Origin of the sequence: Zhongshania sp. R06B22 (assembly GCF_040892595.1) — a bacterium.
In the GTDB taxonomy this organism is placed as follows: domain Bacteria; phylum Pseudomonadota; class Gammaproteobacteria; order Pseudomonadales; family Spongiibacteraceae; genus Spongiibacter; species Spongiibacter arctica.
The window spans coordinates 153788-172813 of sequence record NZ_JBFRYB010000002.1; the positions used below are offsets into that span (position 1 = coordinate 153788).

Sequence of the window (19026 nt, forward strand, 5' to 3'; positions counted from 1 at the left end):
TAATAGCGAGGTGTCGGTGACAATTTGGGTAGATGCGGACGCATGTCCGGTAGTAGTAAGAGAAATACTGTTTAAGGCGGCGGTGCGTACAGGCGTTACCCTGACTTTAATTGCAAATCAGGCGGTTCGCGTGCCGCCCTCGCCTTATATATCGGCGATTCAGGTAAGCAGCGGTTTTGATGTGGCGGACGATGAAATTGTGCGCCGCGCCTCAGCTGGCGATTTGGTTATTACCAGTGATATTCCCTTGGCCGCGGAGGTGATAGAGAAGGGCGCATTTGCGCTTAGTCCGCGAGGTGAGTTATTAAGCACTGAGAATGTGCGCAGCCGTCTAATAATGCGTGATTTTATGGACACTATGCGTTCATCAGGCGTGCATAGCGGCGGCGCAGCGGCCTATAGTTCGGCCGATAAACAGATGTTTGCGAATCAGCTCGACCGCTATTTGGCCAAGCAGTGAAAAGCCCGGGTTTACTTGCAAGCGAGTACACATCGCCTTGAGACTATTTGCCTTGGTATTGAATTGCGCGCTGATTTTCATTTTCATCAGTGCGTTGCGCTAACTCTGGGCAAGTTCTTAGGACGCAAATAGGGAGCAGTAAGACAAGACTGCTTACTTTGAATCACAGGCTTATACGGGAGTCGAAGTAGCAACATGTCGCGAATTCAGTTGGTGTTACTTACTGCAATGGTCATGGTGGCATTTGCGGCTAATTCCCTGCTTTGTCGTGAAGCCTTGTCGGCGGGCCACATCGGCGCCGCGAGTTTCACTTTTGTGCGGATTACCTCGGGCGCAGCGATACTCAGCCTGCTTCTATTGGTTAAATTCCCAAGGTATCAGCTGGGTGGGAGTTGGTTGTCGGCCGCTGCCTTGTTTGTCTATGCCGCGGCTTTTTCTTTCTCATACATCAGTTTGAGCGCGGGAACCGGCGCCTTGCTTCTGTTTGGTGCGGTGCAGACAACCATGATTGTTTACGGATTGTGGGCGGGAGAGCGCCTTACTATTTATCAGATGGTCGGGGCTGTTGCGGCCGGCGGTGGCATAGTGTGGCTTATGTTGCCCGGCATCGAGTCGCCGCCGCTGCTGGGCGCAATACTGATGCTGCTGTCTGGTGTTTCTTGGGGCGCGTATTCCTTGCTCGGTCGAGGCACGGCGGATCCCACCGCGGCTACCGCAGGCAATTTTATGCGCGCTGTACCCTTTGCCGTTATTTTGGTGGTCGTGCTGGGGAATGCTCAGGTGACGTGGGTGGGTGCGGCCTATGCCTTTGCCTCGGGCGCCCTCGCCTCAGGAATGGGTTATGCCTTGTGGTATGCAGTTTTGCCCGCATTGGCGGCTACCACGGCCGCGACCATTCAATTGAGCGTTCCGGTTATTGCTGCTTTTGGCGGTGTGCTACTTCTGGGGGAGGCGGTGACCCCGCGATTTGGATTGGCATCGATAGCCGTGCTCGGCGGGGTATTATTGTTTGTCGCTAGCAAGCAGAAAGCATAGTGGTTTTCGCTTTCTGTGCTAATACCAAAGACTAAATGTATGTCATGCGTCTTTCTATTTTAATGGCTCAATAAAGCAGCCGTATTCCTTGTCAAGCTCCACACTGAAGCGATGGCGCTCGGGGGTGGTATTAACAATATAGCGTCGAAAACCGGCTAGCACCTTGATTGAGTTAATCGTGCTGTCCGCCGCCAAGGGAATGCTCAGGGTGGTGTCTAGTAGTTGATTATATTTGCGGATTTTCACTTTGCCGGCCTGGAGTCCTTGCTTAAAACAATCTAGCGCGAGCACATAATTCTTGGTTTGTTTGTCATCATAGCTGGTGTCGCTCAGCGCTGTGTCAGTGTCTATTGTGGTACCGCGATATTTTATCTTTCTGCCTTCACTGCTCTTGCAACTGATTTCATCGGGGGCGGTATTTACCTGGCAGCTAACCATGCGGTAGTAGCTGAATTCTTGGTCTTGCTCATGGTCGCTTAGTTTGATCTGCCGCTGTCTGCCCGGTCCAACTTCGCAGCTGGAAATGGCCTGCGTACTGGCCGCCGTGCCAAAGTTTTGGACAAGCTCGGTAATAGCCTCGCTGAGCAACTGTTCGCTAAAAATATCGCTGTCTTGGCAATCGGCAGCAAGGCTGATGCTAGGTATGACAAAGAGAAGGGCGTAAGCGATACGAAGATACATATAAGACTCTTTTATAGCTGTTTTACGTGGTTGAGATTTGGCCACAATCCTGCGCTGATATCACGCTAATACTATCAATGTTGGCAGTTAATCCCAACCGCAAATAGCGCGCTTGCTAAAGTGTCGTTGCTTAGTGCGGGGCATGATTAGCCAGCTGTGAAGTGCAAAGATGGTATTTTTTTTCGGGGAGAGAGACTAGGCCTTATCTAGCGGTGGCTGATTTGCGTGAATGTCGCGAGTAAGGTCAATGCAGGCGGGACTGTTTGAACGCTTGCACGTTCAAACAGTCCCGTTTTCTGGGTGTTAATGAGGTCTCTAGTTTGTAGCCGCTAGGCTCAGCGACGATATCGCTAGGGCCTTAATTACACTCTATCGGGTAGAGTGATATTGAGCTCAAGCACCGAGAAATTACCGTTGTTGTCGAGCTGAACTTCAACTTGATCTTGATCGACATCCACGTATTTGCGAATGACATCTAATAGCTCTTGCTGAAGCTTAGGCAGATAGTCTGGCTGATTTCGCTGATTTCGCTCGTGCGCCACAATAATTTGTAGACGCTCTTTGGCGATCGAGGCGGTGTCTTTCTTTGCGCTGCGGAAGTAGTCAAATATGCTCATGCGCTCCTCCGAAACAGGCGTTTCAACAGCCCTTTCTGCTCTATATTCATGAAACGGTGCTCAACCTCTTCGCCGAGGAGGCGACTGACCGCGTCAGAGTATGCTTGGCCTGCGGGGCTCTCGATGTCATGAATCACAGGAATACCTTGATTCGATGCCTTGAGTACCGTTTCTGACTCGGGGATCACACCAAGGAGTTTGGTGGCGAGGATTTCTTTGACATCTTCAACGCCGAGCATTTCGCCTTTGGCGACGCGCTCAGGGTTGTAGCGGGTCAGGAGTAAGCACTCTTCTACGCGTTCGCCATTTTCTGCGCGGCGCGACTTGCTTTGGAGTATGCCGAGTATGCGATCAGAGTCGCGCACTGATGAGACTTCTGGGTTGGCAACCACAATGGCCATATCGGCGAAATACATTGCCATAAATGCGCCGTGCTCGATACCTGCTGGCGAGTCACAGATGATGTATTCAAAGCCATCGGCGGCGAGTTCTTTCAGAATACGCTCTACGCCTTCGACCGTGAGGGCATCTTTATCACGGGTTTGCGACGCTGGCAAAATATAAAGATTTTCTGCGCGCTTATCTTTAATTAAGGCTTGGCGAAGGTTGGCTTCGCCATTAATGACGTTGACAAAGTCATACACCACTCGGCGCTCACAGTTCATGATGATATCGAGGTTGCGCAAACCGATATCAAAGTCGATGACAACGGTTTTATGGCCGCGCATAGCGATGCCGCTGCTGATGGCGGCACTGGTGGTGGTCTTACCCACACCGCCTTTTCCTGAGGTAACTACAATTATCTTGGCCAAGGGTTTAATCCTTCTTTGGTCGTTGCGTGTTAATTGTGTAAAAGGGCGATTAGCCTAGCTCAAACCAGTGGTGTAATGCAGAGTGTTTGCTCGTCGAGACGGGCTTGAACTGCGGTTTTCCAATGATCTTTGCGAAGGTCTTCATCTACTTTAAAATTGCCGGCGATAGAGACCAGTTCGGCCTCTAAGCTTTGACAAAAAATTCGTGCTGAGGTGTCACCGAGGACACCGGCGAGCGCGCGGCCGCGCAGAGCGCCATAAATATGAATATTGCCGTCGGCGAGTACTTCGGCGCCGGCAGAGACCGAGGCCATAATAATGAGGTCGCCGCCTGGTGCATAAACTTGTTGGCCTGAGCGAATCGGCGTGGTGATGATTTTGCTGCTGCTGTGACTAAATTCACTGGGCTTTTCAAGGGATGGCGATGGGCTTTGTGCCTCACTGTCTGGTTCGGGTTTATTTGGCGGAGCATCGCTGGGGGGCGGATTATTGTCGGCTGACTTTACTCGCCCCACCGGCATAATGGCGAGATTTATATGCTTGGCTTGGGCTTGCAGCTCGGCATTGCTATTGCGCAATGCGACTGGCAGCAGGCCTTGTGATCTGCAGATATCGACGAGTTCACTCAGCGGCAGAGTGGCGGCATCGCCATCAAAGGCCTCGAAGCTGAGAACAACCGGTGTCTGATTAAAAAACACCGGTGCTTCCGCGGATTTTTGCTGTAGTTGGAGTTCAAATTCAGCGCGATCGTAGTGGGCAATTTCTAATAAAGTGAGGGGGAATAAGCCCCCTTTTAAACGAAAGGCGGCGGATGATGCCGTGGTTTTACCGGTAGCTGACTTTAAAAGTGGCAATCTGTTTTCCTGAATATATTGTGTCGATGGGCGACGTCGAGATACTGCGTATAGTTTACGCGGTCCGTTGCCGAAAATGTGATACCAAAACTAGTGTTGCTTAGAGTAAGGGATCGCGGCGATTGTTCAACTGTTTTTCGCGGTGTTTAGCTCGACTTTGTAGATATTGATCATTTGTGGGCTTATTTTCTGCCGGCAGCCTGTGTTAGTACTATTTTTGCACCGTATACAGCATCACGCAGCTCAACAGGCGTTGGTCCTTAATTTGGTATTGAACTGTTAGCGTGTTGCGCTCGTTGTGTAAAATCCATAATGCCGGATCAAAGCGAAAAGTGAGGCTGCCGTCGGTGGTGTTAATACTATGTAATTTCGCTGCGTTGAAACCAAAGTACTGCTGAACGCGGGGATACAGCGCTTTGTAGATTGCCTCTTTAGCAGAAAAGCACAGGCTTAGGCCAAGTGCGGGTGTGAGCTCACTTTGTGTAATTAGGCGCGATTCGGCACTGTCGATAATACGTGATTGCACGCGCTCGGCTCGGCTGTCGTCAAGAATGTCTTGGGCGTCGATACCAATGGCGGCAATCGCGGACTTTTTGGCGACGATGCAAGCGGCATATTGATCTGTGTGGGTAATGCTGCCTACCAAGGTGCTTGGCCATTGCGGGCAGCGCTTGGCGTCGGCGAGCAGTTTAAACTGGCTTATTCCGTAGCTGCTCATCGCTTCATTAGCTAAATAGCGTCCGGCAAAATACTCTGCTTGGCGCTTGCGGCTGGCACGAAGCATCGGCGGGGGGCAATACACCGCATTGCTTGCAAACTGACTGGGGTCAAAAATACTGTTGTCGAATTCGGCGCTTACCAGTATCGAGCCGGGATGCGTTTCGGTGTCGTGAATCGCTTTGATAAAGGGCTCGCCAGCTGCTGGGTTGAACTCGTTCATGCGTGTTCTGCGGCTTTAAGGGGTGGGTTTTTTATAGCAGTAGTCATGCCAATCTCGCCATTAATCTGGTGCTAGTGTGCCTCAGGGTAAAGTGGCCCGCAATGTCTGATGGGTCACATCTTGGGCTTTGTTTATTTGACCCCTTGGTTTTACTGCCACAGAATGCGGGCGGGTGTGTAGCAGAGGTTCATAAAATAATGAGAGCGATGAGATGAATCGTAAAGCCACACTGATTGGCGCAGATGGCCAAGCCGCGTTTGGCCTGTTTGAGCACGGCATAGAATGCGTTAATTTTCAGGACTACGATTTGCGTTCCCCTATGGACCGCAAATTGGGCGCCCTTGCCAAGCATTTTAAATTCAATCAATTTCAATTTATTGCCTTAGTGAGTCCGCAGTTAATTGTGGGTGTGGCGATTGTTGATTTGAAATTGGTAAGTAAGGCCTTTGTCTACTTATACGAGCCGCTAACAGAAGCCTTTGAGGAGTTTAGCTTTATACAGCCGCTGGCTCGCAAAACCAGTATTGATCTTAAGCCAGATAATGGCCGTGCGTATTTTGCTAGTGGTAAAAACACAATATCCATAGAGGCGAAGGCTGGGCGGCGACATTTAACGGTGGCGCTGCGATCTGGGGTAAGCATCATCGCAGAGCTCGATGAGTCGCATTCATCGCCATTGGCCATGTGCAGCCGAGCGGGTTATCAGGGCTGGGTGTACACCCAAAAAAATGCAGCCATACCTTGTCGCGGGAGCGTTGTCTGGGAGGATAAAAATATTGATTTGGCTGCGATCAATACCTTGGCGTCAGTAGATTGGACCGCGGGGTATATGCGCGGTGAGACGTTCTGGAATTGGGGGAGTATGTCGGCGAGCTTGAAAGATGGTCGCAGGCTGGGAATGAATCTTGCCGCCGGCGTGAATGAAACTGGGTTTACCGAGAATGCAATCTGGCTTGATGACCGCCTGATAAAAGTGGATATGGTTAATTTCCAATTTAATCGTTACTTGCCCGATAGTTGCTGGCATATGCAGTCAGCCGACGGCATTGTAGATTTGCGATTTACGCCGATGGGGCAGCGTAAAGAAAAAGTGAATGCGTTTTTTGTGGCGTCTAATTTTACTCAACATTTTGGGGTGTTTGAGGGTGAAATTCGCGTTGGTGATGAACTGATTCCTGTGGAGAACTGCTGGGGCTTTGCAGAAGATCATTTTGCCCGCTGGTAACGCAATGCTAATGCGTGATTGGGGCGGTTTGAATTGGTGACGATTAGGTTTGGCGCGGCCGATATTTTTTTGGATATGCGGTGGTTTTAATTGTCATTTTGTGGAAGTATTTTAATCAGTATTGATAAATTCAAAAAATAGTGGGGGCAGTATGGCAGTAATAAAACGAGGGCGACTTTTACTTAGTGGGCTAATTGTGGCTTCTATAGCCGCATGCGGTGGTGGCAGTGGCGGCGTAGATGTTGGCGCGGTCGGCGATGCGCTCGATGTGCAGGCGACCGCCATTGAAAGTTCGGTATCTGATGGATTGACGGCAGGTGAACCCATCGAAGGGCAGTATATTGTCCTACTTAATAAGGCGACTTCGCCGATCTTATCAGCCCTATCATTGGATGACCTTACTAGCGATCTACTTGATAGTGTTGGCGGTGTTTTGCTGGGTCGTTTTGAGTATGTTGTGCGCGGTTTTGTTGCTCAACTTACACCAGAGGCAGCTGCCCAATTGGCGCAAAATCCATTGGTGAAGTTGGTAGAGCAAGACAGCGTTGTCACTATCGCGGCGACTCAAAACAGCGCTACCTGGGGCCTAGATAGAATTGATCAACCCAGCTTGCCCCTGGACGGCCGCTATAGTTATAACGGCGATGGCAGTGGCACCCATATCTATATTGTTGATACCGGTCTGCGCACTTCCCATCAAGAATTCACCGGTCGGGTTGGTAGTGGTCGTAACTTTGTATCTTCTGGTTTCTTCTTTTCTAGTACCGATCCTGCTGATGTTGATGATTGCAACGGCCACGGTACTCATGTCGCAGGGTCTGCTGCGGGTACAACATGGGGGGTTGCTAAAGCTGCCACGGTGTATCCGGTGCGGGTATTAGATTGTAATGGCTCCGGCAGTAACTCAGGTGTTATTGCGGGTATCGATTGGTTGGCGGGGAATCATCAAAGTCCAGCTGTTGCCAATATGAGCTTGGGCGGCGGCAGCAGTGCGGCACTTGATGAGGCTGTTCGAGCGGCAATTGCGGCGGGTGTTACCTTTGTTGTTGCTGCGGGTAATGATAATGCCGATGCCTGTTCCGGCTCACCTAATCGGGTTGCTGAAGCGCTTACTGTGGGTTCTACGTCGTCGAATGACGCGCGCTCATCGTTCTCTAACAAGGGCACATGTGTAGATATTTTTGCGCCTGGTTCAGCGATTACCTCGGCCTGGTATCAGAGCAATACTGATACCAATACCATCAGTGGGACCTCGATGGCATCGCCTCACGTAGCTGGCGCGGCGGCATTGATCTTGGGTCAGAATCCATCGGCAAGCCCGGCGGCGGTATTCTCACAGCTTGTTGGCGAAGGTGCTGTGGGCAGACTCAGTAGTATAGGCACCGGCTCGCCCAATTTACTGTTGCAAATATCAGATGCTGGCAATGGCACGCCGACGGATTTCCCGCCTAGCGCGGCATTTACTTATAGCTGCACGGATCTAAATTGCAGCTTTAATGCTGGCAGTTCCACGGATGATAACGGCATCGCTAGCTATCAATGGAGCTTTGGCGATGGCAGTTCTGCAAGTGGTGCAACGCCAAGTCATAACTTTGCATCAGCGGGAAGTTACACCGTCGCCTTAACAGTGAGTGACACCGCCGGTCAGCAAAATACCGCTGCGCAATCGGTAGTGGTGTCTCTACCGGGTAGTGGTCCTTGCCCAGAATGCGCGCAAACTAGCGGCACCTTAAGTGGCACCAATGCTCAGCAGTACACTCCAAGTAGCGGTGGCTTCAGCAGCAATGGTGGTCAGTTCCGGGGCTTCTTAGAGGGCGCGGCGGGCAGCGATTTTGACTTGTACTTGGAAAAACGCAGTGGATTTATTTTCCAGCGCTGGTCGGTAGTAGCCTCAAGTGAGAACAATGGTTCTGATGAGGCCCTCATATATAACGGAAGTTCGGGTACTTATCGCTGGCGCGTAAAATCTTTTAGCGGCAGTGGTGATTATATTTTGTACACCGATAATCCCTAGTATTTTTTGCTGACTAGTTAGTAAGTACAAGAAAAACGGCACCTATATGGTGCCGTTTTTTTTGCGGGAATTTATGTGTTTAGTGGAGATGAGCATTGGCTGCGCCATTTTGGATATCGCCCGAAGACGAGGTAGTTATTGGTCTCGGTCAAGATGATCGCTTTGTATGGTGATATTTGTGCACAGACTTGGTTTGAGCTGTGTAGTCATTGACAAGATGCTGGAATCATTATTCAATCCATTTATGACACTTTTGGTGCGTTATGTGTATCTGCGCTAAATGAGTCGAATAACAATAAAATAGACGTAAAAATTCATGAAATGTAGCTAAGTTGCCAACTTTTGCATATTGCTTAAGGCAATGTTGTTGGGTAACTTACGCAAATATAAACTATTAGCAGAGTAATTCTGCGCCATCTAAATTTGATCCTCGTAGCCACTGGGCGTGGTGATGTTCAGTGGTGGTATTGATTAAATAGAAGACAAAAGGATCGTCAGAATGAAACGATTGGTGTTATTGCTGAGTGTGTTACTGGTGGCATGTAGTAATGACAATGCCCCTGATGTGAGTAGCGAAGCGGCCGCTGCGGACGCTCGGCAGACTTTACAGCAGGCGGCGTCTACTGACGGCAAGGCCCTTTATGTGGCGTGTGCTGGATGTCATGGCGCGCAGGGTGAAGGTAATGTGGCCTTGAGCTCACCGTCTCTAGCCAATCAGCAAACCTGGTATTTGGAGCGCCAGCTACTGGGCTTTAGGAGCGGTTTGCGCGGCAGTCATCCAGAAGATGGTTACGGCGCGCAAATGCAGGCGATTGCTAAAACCCTGCCGGATGATAATGCGGTGAAAGCCGTTGTGGGCTATATCGCTACTTTCAAAGCCAAGCCCGCTGCCAAAACCTTGGATGGCAATATTAAGCGCGGCGCGGATTATTATTCTAATTTGTGTGGTTCCTGTCATGGACCTGCTGCAGAGGGTAATGAGCTACTCCAGGCACCCGCCTTGGCGGGCGTTGATGACTGGTATTTATTGAAGCAGTTTAATCACTTTCGGGATGGAGTTCGTGGTGCGGATGAGTCAGATCGCTACGGCTATCAGATGGGCATGATGGGTAAGATCTTACCCGATGATGATATTGCTAATGACGTGATTGTATATATTCAATCACTGGCTGATTAATGATGCGTGGACTGTTCGGCCCGCTTAGTTTGTGGCTGATGACGTGTGTCGTGTCAATGCCGCTAGTTGCTGCAAGCGAATGGACATTAACAGATGTTTGTCCCGCCGGATTTCACCAGCGAGACGGCGGCTGTTATCTGCAAAGCTTCTACAGTGGCTACCGGTCGCTGCAAGATTCGGGCGTCGGTGGTTTGAAAACCGGGCTGCCACCGCTGAGAGAAGGCTTTAGCGCTCAAGAAATCGATCTCGGCCGTTTATTGTTTTTTGATCCGCTGTTATCGGCCGATGGCGATATGGCGTGCTCGTCCTGCCATCAACCCGCAAAGGGCTTTTCCGATGGTTTGCCGGGAAGCGTCGGCAGAGATGGTTTTGTAATGCATCGCTCGGCCCCCACCTTGTGGAATGTTGGGTTTTTGCGTGAACTGTTTTGGGATGCGCGGGCCTCTTCCTTGGAAGAACAACTTGAGGGGCCTTTGTTTTCCAGCGTGGAGATGGCGAATACCCCCGCGCAACTATTGGCAAGTTTACGGCAGAACGCGAATTACCCCGGCTTGTTTCAGCAGGCCTTTGGCGGCGCTGGTGAGATAAGTCTAGAGCAGATTTACGCCGCATTGGCGGCGTTTCAGTCATCCTTAATATCCTTAAGTAGCCGTTATGATCTATATGCCAATGGGTTTCATGAGGTACTAACGCAGCCAGAAATCGATGGGATGAATGTGTTTCGTTCCTTCGTCGCTCGCTGTGCGGAATGCCATACTCCTCCGGCGTTTACTAATCAGCAAATTGCCGTTATTGGCACGCCTGAGCCAGAAGGTATGCCGCTAGATATTGGTGTCGAAGCGATTACCGGCGATGAATCTCAGCGCGGTGGTTTTAAAGTGCCTACATTGAGGAATATCGAGTTAACAGCGCCTTACATGCACTCCGGTCGTTTTAATACGCTGCGTGAAGCTGTGGCGTTTTACACCGGCGGCCGAGGGCATGCTGTGCCAGAAGGTGAGCATTTAAGTTTGCACTGGCATATCTGGGAGCCTGATCTAAATGATCGCGAACTCGACCTGTTAGTGGCTTTTTTAAAGACCTTAACGGACCAAAGTTTTATGCCTGTGCTACCCCAAAAAGTCCCTTCCGGCTTAAAGCCGGTGGCTACCCAAATACTGACGCATTAATGATCCAGACTCTGGAAACAAGGAGCGTAACAATGAAAAAAATGATCCCACTGGGACTGCTGTGGCTTGGCCTCATTATCGCCGCGCCAAGTTTGCTGGCGGCCGACATCTCGGTAAAGGACGGCGACTCCATTCAGGCTGCGGTAAATCAAGCCAGCACCGGTGATGTCATTCTGGTTCATCCCGGTACCTATAAAGAAAGTGTTTACGTGGATAAAGACGGCATTACCATTCGCGGCGTCGTTGTAGAAGGTGAGTGGCCGGTTATGGACGGGGAGGGCATACTCAATGACGCTATCCTCTACTCGGGCAACGATTTCACCGTGGAGTGGTTAACGATTACCCGCTACAAGGGTAATGCCGTTATGGGCCAAGCCGGTAATAATTTTGTGATTCGATATAACAAAGTTATCGATACTGGGGTCTACGGTATTTTCCCCCAGTTTGGTAAAAACGGTCTTATTGAGTACAACGTTTTGAGCGGTATTGAAGACGCTGCTATTTATGTGGGTATGTGCGACAACATCGATGTTCGTCACAACGAGGTGTTTGATAATGTTGCGGGTATTGAGATAGAAAATACTCGCCATGCGCTGGTAGAGAACAATTACGCTCATAACAATACCGCGGGTCTATTGGTGTTTATCACACCGGGCTTGCCGATCAAGACGACCTACGACGTTATTCTGCGCAATAATTTTGTGGTCAATAACAACACTGCTAATTTTGGCGCGCCTGGTTCAATTGTGTCTAAAGTGCCAGCCGGAATCGGCATTGTGGTAATGGCCGCCGACGACGTGATTGTTGAGGGTAATATTATTTCAGGGAATAAAACCGCTGGTATCGTGATTACCGATCTGGCGTTTATCACCGATATTTCCAGTGACCCAGATTCAGAGCCCAATCCAGATCGCATGGTGTTCCTTGATAACTTAATGTTCGATAACGGCGCTGATCCCGTCGCTGATGTGAAGGCCTTAATGTTGACCCAGTTCAGCCGTCGTGGCCCCGACATTCTCGCTAATTTGGGTTCCGCACAGGAGCCGGATAATTGCATTATCAATCGCGAACGCTACACCAGCTTTGGGGTGAAAAAGTGGAGTGAGTGTGAGCGCAAAGACACTGCGGACATTGTCAGTATGATGATACCCGGTGGTGCCCCCAGTGAAGTGGTGACTACTGAGGGTCGCACCAAGCTGCTGTATCAAGGCATTTGTGCTGGCTGTCATGCTTACAATATGCGCTTGATTGGCCCCCCAACCTTAACGGTTAAAGCGATTTATCGCGATGATATACAGGCTGTTGCTGACTATATTGCGGCGCCTCATAAAGTGCGAACTGACTATCCTGCCATGCCGCCACAGGGACATTTATCTCCAGAGCTGCGTCGTGACGTGGCCGAGTATATGTTGAACGTGACCAAGTAAAACCGATTGCCGCTAAGTTGTAATTTGCAATGCGCAGTTCGGGTATTGCAATGCGCGTTTTGTTTGTGAGTGAGGGCGTAATATGAAATCCATTAGTAGAAGTCGCATGGCCTGCGCTATAGGTATTGCAGTACTGGGGACGCCTTCGGCGTATGCGGTAAACAACCTTGCCTTAGAAGAGGTTGTGGTTACCGCACAGAAGCGCGAGCAAAGCGCGATGACGGTGCCGGTGACCGTCGATACTTTTACCAATCAGGATTTAGAAAATACCGGTGCTTTGAATATGGAAGATATTCAGGCTTATATTCCGGGGCTAAAGGTGGGTGATGGTGTGCGTGGCGGTGGCTCCACCCAGTCCTCATTTGTGATTCGCGGTATTGATAGCTCGAATATCAGCACCGGCGGCGACCCTTCGGTTGCGACCTTTCTCGATGGTGTTTATCTACCGCGGGCAGCGATCACCGTGCCGTTTTCTGATATGCAGCGGGTAGAAGTTTTAAAAGGACCGCAGGGGACATTATTTGGCCGCAACGCGGCGGCGGGGGTGGTGAGCTTCATTCCCAATGCACCGAGCACAGAGGAAACTGAAGGCTTTGTGATGACAAAGCTAGGAAGTTATAACTTGTTTCGCGTTGAGGGTATGGGTAATTTGCCGCTGGCCGATAATCTTGCTCTGCGGCTTAATTTACTGCACAACCAGCGCGATGCGGTCATCGACAGCAAGGGACCCGCTGCGCCAGATCCTGGCGAGCAAGATAATCAATTCGGCCGCGTGGCGCTGCGTTGGGATACCAACGATAGGCTGAGTATGCAGTTCGCCTACGATATTGATCGTGTCGACAACGGCCCGCAGGCGCGGCTCAGTATTAGTGAAGAATTCTCAAACTTTCCCGACCCAACAGATCGCACATTAGAAACCGATGCTATGGGTGGCGGTGAAACCAGAGAGATGCAAGGGTTTACCGGTAAGCTGTGGTATGACCTCACAGATACTACCAGCATGACTTTAATCGGCAGTTACCGCGCTTTCGAAACCTATAACCTGCAAGACGAAGACGCAACGGCAGACGATTCAGTCTATGTAGATACCAATAATATTGAAGATTCTGATATTGCCTATTTCGAGATGCAATTTAACGTAGCCCTGCCATGGGTGGATGCCGTGTTTGGGGCAAATTACAGCAAGGAAGATACTTATCAGCAAACCGCTTTAACCTTTAGTTATGGCGCGGTGCTGGAGCTGGCATCGGGTATGGCAGGCATCCCCCAAGGTTTGTTGAATACCTTGCTTGGTGGTGCTGTGGCCGGTCGTTACGTTACTGAAAGAATGACCAATGAGGGTGATTTCGAAAGTTATGGTTTCTTTAGTGACCTGGATTTTCCGATTACCGAAAGACTGAATATTATCACCGGCCTGCGTTACAGCAATGATCAAAAGTCGTTTAGTTGGGACGCGCCGCTGACTGATTTTGTGGTCTCGCAGGCGCTGGGTGAAAACTTCTTTTTTAACTCGGATGGCGTAGAAACCGCATCCGAAAGCTGGGATAAAATTACCGGTCGTCTGGTCGCCAACTATCAAATCACCGATGGCGCGATGACCTTCCTAAGTTACTCGACCGGCTATAAGTCGGGGGGTTACGACTCCCTAAATACCGGGACTCGTGAAGCGCCATTAGATCCTGAGGTGGTGAGCAATATTGAATTTGGCGTAAAAGGTGATTTCTTTGATACGCGAGTGCGTACTCAAGTGGCTCTTTTTAAAATGATCATTGATGATCGCCAAGAAGCCATAGAGTCGCGATCGCCAGACAGTAATGGCGCCGTGCCTACGGTTATTAATACCGATGAAGATATTCAGGGTGTCGAGCTAACTGCGGACTGGCTGGCGACAGAAAATTTGCGCTTCGGACTGATTTATACCTACCGTGAGCAAGAGTCTAGCCGCGAGTCATATTTCAACGCACAGGGCGAATTTGTGGTCGCTGATCAGCTAAATGCTACATCCCCGCAGGAATATACCGTGACTTTGGATTGGTCTCCGGAAATTAACTACGGCCTGCTGTTATTCCATTTTGACTATATTTATGAAGAAAACACCGAGCCGGAGAACGAAGACCATCAACCGTTTTTTAATACCGTTAATGGCTATGGCGACGATACCAGTTTGCTGAATGCAAGAGTGGCGTGGAACACCCCTGGTGGTGGCTACGAAATGGCGCTGTGGGGCAAAAATTTGCTGGGCAATGAGCGTGTATCACAGCCCGGCGGTTTAACAGGTACTGATATCGGTACCTTCCATGTTGGTATTGTTGATCCTTTAACCTATGGCGTCGATTTTAGAGTTATTTTTTAAACTGCTAGCTCTCATTAACGCCGGAGTTGATCGTGTGCATTAATGTGACGTAGCTGTCGCCATGACCGGCGAAGCTCTAGCTTATGATCTTATCCTTTATTCGATAAGCGGATATTTTTCATTGCTTGGCGGTCGGTCTTATCAAAGTAGTCTTTAAGGAAATCTATTAATACCCGCAGTTTTTTTGAGCTGGCACTGCCCGGTGGAAAAACACCATAAATATCGATGTTATTTAAGTGATAATCTTCCAGTACCCTTTCTAATAGCCCTGCTTGAATTTTCGGCCAGGCATCATAAAGTGGGATGCGACCTAAGCCATGCCCCCCCTCTATAAAGGCGGTGCGAGCCGCTGCGTTATTGGTGCTAATGCTGCCTTTCACAGCAACACTATAAGAGCGACTACCTTTGCTTAGGGTAATCGCGCCAGCGGTGAGTTTATAAACAACCCAGTCGTGCGCTTCGAGGTCACTTGGCGTCGTTGGGCGGCCGCGTTTTGCAAAATAGTCTGGCGAGCCACATAAGCAGGTGGGAAAAGTGGACAGCTTGCTCGCTTGCAGTCCGGAATCCGTCAGCGGTGCTCCCCGTATGGCGAGGTCGATCCCCTCTTGCATGATATTAACCACTTCATCGGTTAGCATCACATCGAGTTCAATTTTAGGATAAAGGCGGCGAAAATTATTTAGTGCTGGCACCACCATCTGTAAGCCGACATTCACTGGACAGGTTATTTTTAATAAACCTTCGGGCTCATTTTTCAAGTTCTCCATCTGCAGATTGGCGATGTTCGCTTGTTCGGCAATGATGCGGCAAGACTGATAATACGCCGCACCCGCCTCCGTTAAGGCGATGGCGCGGGTAGAGCGATTGAGCAACTTCACCCCCAGCTGAGACTCCAGTTTTTTAAGATGATAGCTGACTGACGCGCGGGATAAGCCTATGTGTTTGGCCGCGGCGGTTAAGTTGCCCTGCTCAATGACTTGGGCAAAGACCACCATGCTCTTAAGTTGTTCAAAAGATAGATTCATAGGCTATCGTATCAATATTTCTACTAATGTAGTCAATTCTGTCTGTATTGTTCGATATGCCCCGTGGGTAATACACTGTTGGTAGTTGATAGAGGTCGAGCTATCTAGAAGTTGAGCTAGCTATCAGGCGAGCCAGCACACGATTTACAGGAGTACGTAAAACATGACTAATTCAAACGCTAAAAAGGTGTTAATGGTAATTACCTCGCATGCAGACTTAGGTAGTACCGGAGAAAAGACGGGCTTTTGGGTTGAGGAGTTTGCCGCGCCCTATTACGCCTTTGTAGACGCAGGTGCTCACGTGACACTAGCCTCACCTGCCGGTGGCCAGCCGCCAGTTGATCCAAAGAGTGAGTCGCCAGATGCTCAGACGGTGGCTACCCGCCGCTTTGACGAAGATACTGAGTCGCAGGCCTTATTGGCAAAAACGGCTAAGTTGAGCGACGTTAAGGCAGCAGACTATGACGCGGTATTTTATCCCGGTGGTCATGGGCCATTGTGGGACTTAACCGACAATGTCGAATCCATCGCCTTAATTGAAAGCTTTTTAGCCGCCAATAAGCCCGTTGCTGCCGTCTGCCATGCAACGGCTGCCTTTTTGAATATTAAAGATGCAGCGGGTGACTACGTTGTCAGCGGTAAGGCGGTAACAGGTTTCAGTAATACTGAAGAAGATGCGGTGCAATTAAGTGATGTGGTTCCCTTTCTTTTAGAAGATGAACTTGTTAAGCGTGGCGGTGACTACCAAAAAGTAGCTGACTGGCATGCGTTTGCTGTGCAAGATGGACTGCTTATTACTGGCCAAAATCCAGCAAGTTCGGAGCTCGCTGCAGAAAAATTATTAGCAGCTCTGGCGGCTTAGAACTGCCCTCTCTATTGAAACCAATAGGACATATAAATGTTAAATTTTAGTTTTCAAAATACGACCAAAATCCTGTTTGGCGAAGGCCAAATTAAGGCGATAAGCAAAGCAATACCCAAGGACGCGAAAGTGCTAGTCACCTATGGTGGCGGTTCAATTAAGGCCAATGGTGTTTACGAGCAGGTTGCTGCGGCATTGAGCGAGCACACTTGGTTTGAGTTTTCGGGTATTGAGCCAAATCCGACCTACGCCAATTTGATGAAAGCATTGGTTTCCATTCGTGAGCACGATGTCGACTATCTGCTGGCGGTAGGTGGCGGCTCTGTTGTTGACGGCACCAAATTTATCGCCGCGGCGGCCTTGTACGAGGGTGACGATCCCTGGGACTTTATTGCCAAGGGTCAGCCTATCAAGCAGGCACTGCCGATGGGCTGTGTGCTAACTCTACCGGCAACGGGTTCAGAGTCGAATACCGGCGCGGTAGTTACCCGTGACGGTAATAAGCTGCCCTTTAGCAGCCCTTTGTTGCGGCCCTTGTTTGCAGTGCTTGATCCGGCAGTGACGCTGTCCTTGTCTGATCGCCAAATTAGCAACGGTGTCGTCGATGCCTTTGTTCATACCATGGAGCAATACCTTACCTACAGCGTTAATGGCAAAGTGCAGGACCGTTTCGCTGAGAGCCTATTGCTCACTCTGATTGAAGAGGGGCCAAAAGCGCTAGCCGCCGACACCAAAAATGATTTAGATGTTCGCGGCAATATCATGTGGGCGGCGACCATGGCGTTGAATGGTCTGATTGGTTCCGGTGTGCCCCAGGATTGGTCAACGCATATGATTGCGCATGAGCTAACCGGTGCCTACGGCATTGACCACGCTCGTACTTTGTCCATCGTCTTGCCCGCAGTGATGAAAATTCGCAAAGAGGCCAAGCGTGATAAATTATTGCAGTATGCGCAGCGTATATGGAATCTAACTGATGGTGACGAAGATACGCGTATTCAGCGTGCTATTGAGTTGACAGAGCAATTCTTTACCGCCATGCAAGTGCCGACGCGGCTATCTCATGTTGACTTAGCTGAGGCGCAGATTGATGGTTTGATCGAAAAGCTCACTCAGCATGGCATGGTGAAATTAGGTGAACACAAGGCTGTTACGCCCGATGTCAGCCGTGAAATCTTAGTCGCTGCGCTTTAGGACTAAAATAAATGGCAAGATCAATCTCGCATTGATCTTGCCATTATCATTAGCTTTATTCCGGCTTCACAGGATGAGATTTGTCGACTTTAAGTGGATTTTTTGAAAACGTGGATCTCAAATTCATCGCGACTGCTATTTGTAATAAAGATCAATCAAGGACAAAAATGCCGTCGATTACTGATTGATGACTTTATCAAACGCCTCGCTAAATCTGCGATAGTCTTCATATTGCGGCATATGACCTAGACCATCTAGCTCTATAAGCGTTGAGCCTTTAATCATACTTTGGGCGTTCTTGCCGAGCTTGTCATATTCTCCAAGCGTTCTGGTGACACCCTCTTTTAACCAAGCCCGACCGGGTCCGGTTTTATCCCTAGTTCCAATAATCAAGTATGTTTTATTCTCGATTTGTGAAAATCTAGCGACGATGTTCTCTGAAAATATGGGGCCGTAGCTTAAGGCATTATTCCAGGCAACAAGCTTCCAGTCTTCTCCGGCAAGCATTCCCTTTAGCGGGCTCAAAAGTGCCTCGTAGTCACTTGACCATTTGCCATCATAATAATTGGCCTTTTGATAACGTCTGGCTTTTTCAATTGTGGTGCCAAGCTCAAGCTGATAGAAGAAGTTAATGTCTTTATGTTCTGCATATTGGCTGTAGTCTTCCAAGCCAATAGGATTGATGAGTATGAGCTTATTTACCGCTGTACTGTAATTGGCAGCAAATGTAATTGCTAACATACCTCCCATCGAATGGCCGACAAGATCAAATTTTTTGATATTCAAACTATCTAGTAGTAATTTAGTATTCAAGCCTAGTTGGCCAAAGCTGTATTGGTAATAAGCTGGCTTGGAAGATTTACCAAAACCGATCTGATCCGGCATGATGACCCGATAATTTTTCTGGAGTAAGCCTTTGGCAATCCTTTCCCAGTAATACGCTGAAAAGTTTTTACCATGGAGTAAGACAATGACCTTTTGTGCGTCTTTGTCCCCTATATCCATATAGCGCATTTTTAGGTCTTGGTTTTGAGAGTTGAAGTTGAAAGTATTGACGGTAAAAGGGTAGTCAAAGCCGTCAAGCTCTTTATTATATACTGGCGATTCATCAGCATAGGAGATTGTAGATAGCGTGAGAACAGACACCAAAACCAATAGCAACGTTTTCATAAAAACCTCAT

Annotated in this window: 17 protein-coding genes; 10 read left to right on the forward strand and 7 right to left on the reverse strand. The window is 49.3% G+C overall.

Going from position 1 to position 19026, the window contains the following annotated elements:
* The first annotated feature begins 16 nt into the window (after positions 1–16).
* Both AB4875_RS16560 and AB4875_RS16565 read left to right on the forward strand, forming a co-directional pair.
* A complete protein-coding gene (locus tag AB4875_RS16560) occupies positions 17–460 on the forward strand; it encodes a YaiI/YqxD family protein (RefSeq protein ID WP_368377223.1) in 444 nt (147 codons plus the stop codon).
* A gap of 195 nt (positions 461–655) precedes the next feature.
* On the forward strand, positions 656–1495 hold the full coding sequence (locus AB4875_RS16565; protein WP_368377224.1) for a DMT family transporter: 840 nt from the start codon (positions 656–658) through the stop codon (positions 1493–1495).
* Positions 1496–1549: 54 nt separating this feature from the next.
* Here the strand turns inward: AB4875_RS16565 and AB4875_RS16570 are convergent, their stop codons facing one another.
* The 5 genes from AB4875_RS16570 to AB4875_RS16590 form a co-directional block, all read right to left on the reverse strand.
* Positions 1550–2176: a hypothetical protein gene (locus tag AB4875_RS16570; protein ID WP_368377225.1), complete on the reverse strand. Its 627-nt coding sequence runs from the start codon at positions 2174–2176 to the stop codon at positions 1550–1552.
* A gap of 362 nt (positions 2177–2538) precedes the next feature.
* The gene (gene minE, locus AB4875_RS16575) at positions 2539–2793 is read right to left on the reverse strand and encodes a cell division topological specificity factor MinE (protein ID WP_368377226.1); all 255 of its coding nucleotides are present in this window, start codon (positions 2791–2793) and stop codon (positions 2539–2541) included.
* Entirely contained in the window at positions 2790–3605 is an 816-nt protein-coding gene (gene minD, locus AB4875_RS16580; protein ID WP_368377227.1) for a septum site-determining protein MinD, read from the reverse strand. The genes minE and minD overlap by 4 nt, the downstream gene beginning before the upstream one ends.
* 59 nt (positions 3606–3664) lie before the next feature.
* Positions 3665–4459 (reverse strand): septum site-determining protein MinC, encoded by a 795-nt coding sequence (minC, locus tag AB4875_RS16585; protein ID WP_368377228.1) that lies wholly within the window; start codon positions 4457–4459, stop codon positions 3665–3667.
* 211 nt (positions 4460–4670) lie between these two features.
* On the reverse strand, positions 4671–5399 hold the full coding sequence (locus tag AB4875_RS16590) for a 4'-phosphopantetheinyl transferase family protein (RefSeq protein ID WP_368377229.1): 729 nt from the start codon (positions 5397–5399) through the stop codon (positions 4671–4673).
* 211 nt (positions 5400–5610) lie between these two features.
* On the opposite strand from AB4875_RS16590, the gene AB4875_RS16595 reads away from it, so the two are divergent.
* From AB4875_RS16595 to AB4875_RS16620, 6 genes are all read left to right on the forward strand, one after another.
* Positions 5611–6624 (forward strand): DUF2804 domain-containing protein, encoded by a 1014-nt coding sequence (locus AB4875_RS16595; RefSeq protein ID WP_368377230.1) that lies wholly within the window; start codon positions 5611–5613, stop codon positions 6622–6624.
* Between the two features lie 151 nt (positions 6625–6775).
* Positions 6776–8638 (forward strand): S8 family serine peptidase, encoded by a 1863-nt coding sequence (locus AB4875_RS16600; RefSeq protein ID WP_368377231.1) that lies wholly within the window; start codon positions 6776–6778, stop codon positions 8636–8638.
* A gap of 499 nt (positions 8639–9137) precedes the next feature.
* Positions 9138–9815 carry a c-type cytochrome gene (locus tag AB4875_RS16605; RefSeq protein ID WP_368377232.1) on the forward strand — a complete coding sequence of 226 codons (678 nt, stop codon included), beginning with the start codon at positions 9138–9140 and terminating at the stop codon, positions 9813–9815.
* Complete coding sequence (locus tag AB4875_RS16610; RefSeq protein ID WP_368377233.1) at positions 9815–10984, forward strand: cytochrome-c peroxidase; 1170 nt, start codon at positions 9815–9817, stop codon at positions 10982–10984. The genes AB4875_RS16605 and AB4875_RS16610 overlap by 1 nt, the downstream gene beginning before the upstream one ends.
* 32 nt (positions 10985–11016) lie before the next feature.
* Positions 11017–12411 (forward strand): parallel beta-helix domain-containing protein, encoded by a 1395-nt coding sequence (locus tag AB4875_RS16615; protein WP_368377234.1) that lies wholly within the window; start codon positions 11017–11019, stop codon positions 12409–12411.
* Positions 12412–12493: 82 nt separating this feature from the next.
* Complete coding sequence (locus tag AB4875_RS16620) at positions 12494–14764, forward strand: TonB-dependent receptor (RefSeq protein WP_368377235.1); 2271 nt, start codon at positions 12494–12496, stop codon at positions 14762–14764.
* An 89-nt stretch (positions 14765–14853) separates the two neighbouring features.
* Here AB4875_RS16620 and AB4875_RS16625 read toward each other — a convergent pair whose 3' ends face one another.
* A complete protein-coding gene (locus AB4875_RS16625; protein ID WP_368377236.1) occupies positions 14854–15789 on the reverse strand; it encodes a LysR family transcriptional regulator in 936 nt (311 codons plus the stop codon).
* A 163-nt stretch (positions 15790–15952) separates the two neighbouring features.
* Between AB4875_RS16625 and AB4875_RS16630 the strand changes: the two genes are divergently transcribed.
* Positions 15953–16651 (forward strand): type 1 glutamine amidotransferase domain-containing protein, encoded by a 699-nt coding sequence (locus AB4875_RS16630; protein WP_368377237.1) that lies wholly within the window; start codon positions 15953–15955, stop codon positions 16649–16651.
* Positions 16652–16687: 36 nt separating this feature from the next.
* The gene (locus AB4875_RS16635; protein WP_368377238.1) at positions 16688–17845 is read left to right on the forward strand and encodes an iron-containing alcohol dehydrogenase; all 1158 of its coding nucleotides are present in this window, start codon (positions 16688–16690) and stop codon (positions 17843–17845) included.
* A 177-nt stretch (positions 17846–18022) separates the two neighbouring features.
* Here the strand turns inward: AB4875_RS16635 and AB4875_RS16640 are convergent, their stop codons facing one another.
* Positions 18023–19015 (reverse strand): alpha/beta fold hydrolase, encoded by a 993-nt coding sequence (locus tag AB4875_RS16640; RefSeq protein WP_368377239.1) that lies wholly within the window; start codon positions 19013–19015, stop codon positions 18023–18025.
* Positions 19016–19026 lie beyond the last annotated feature (11 nt).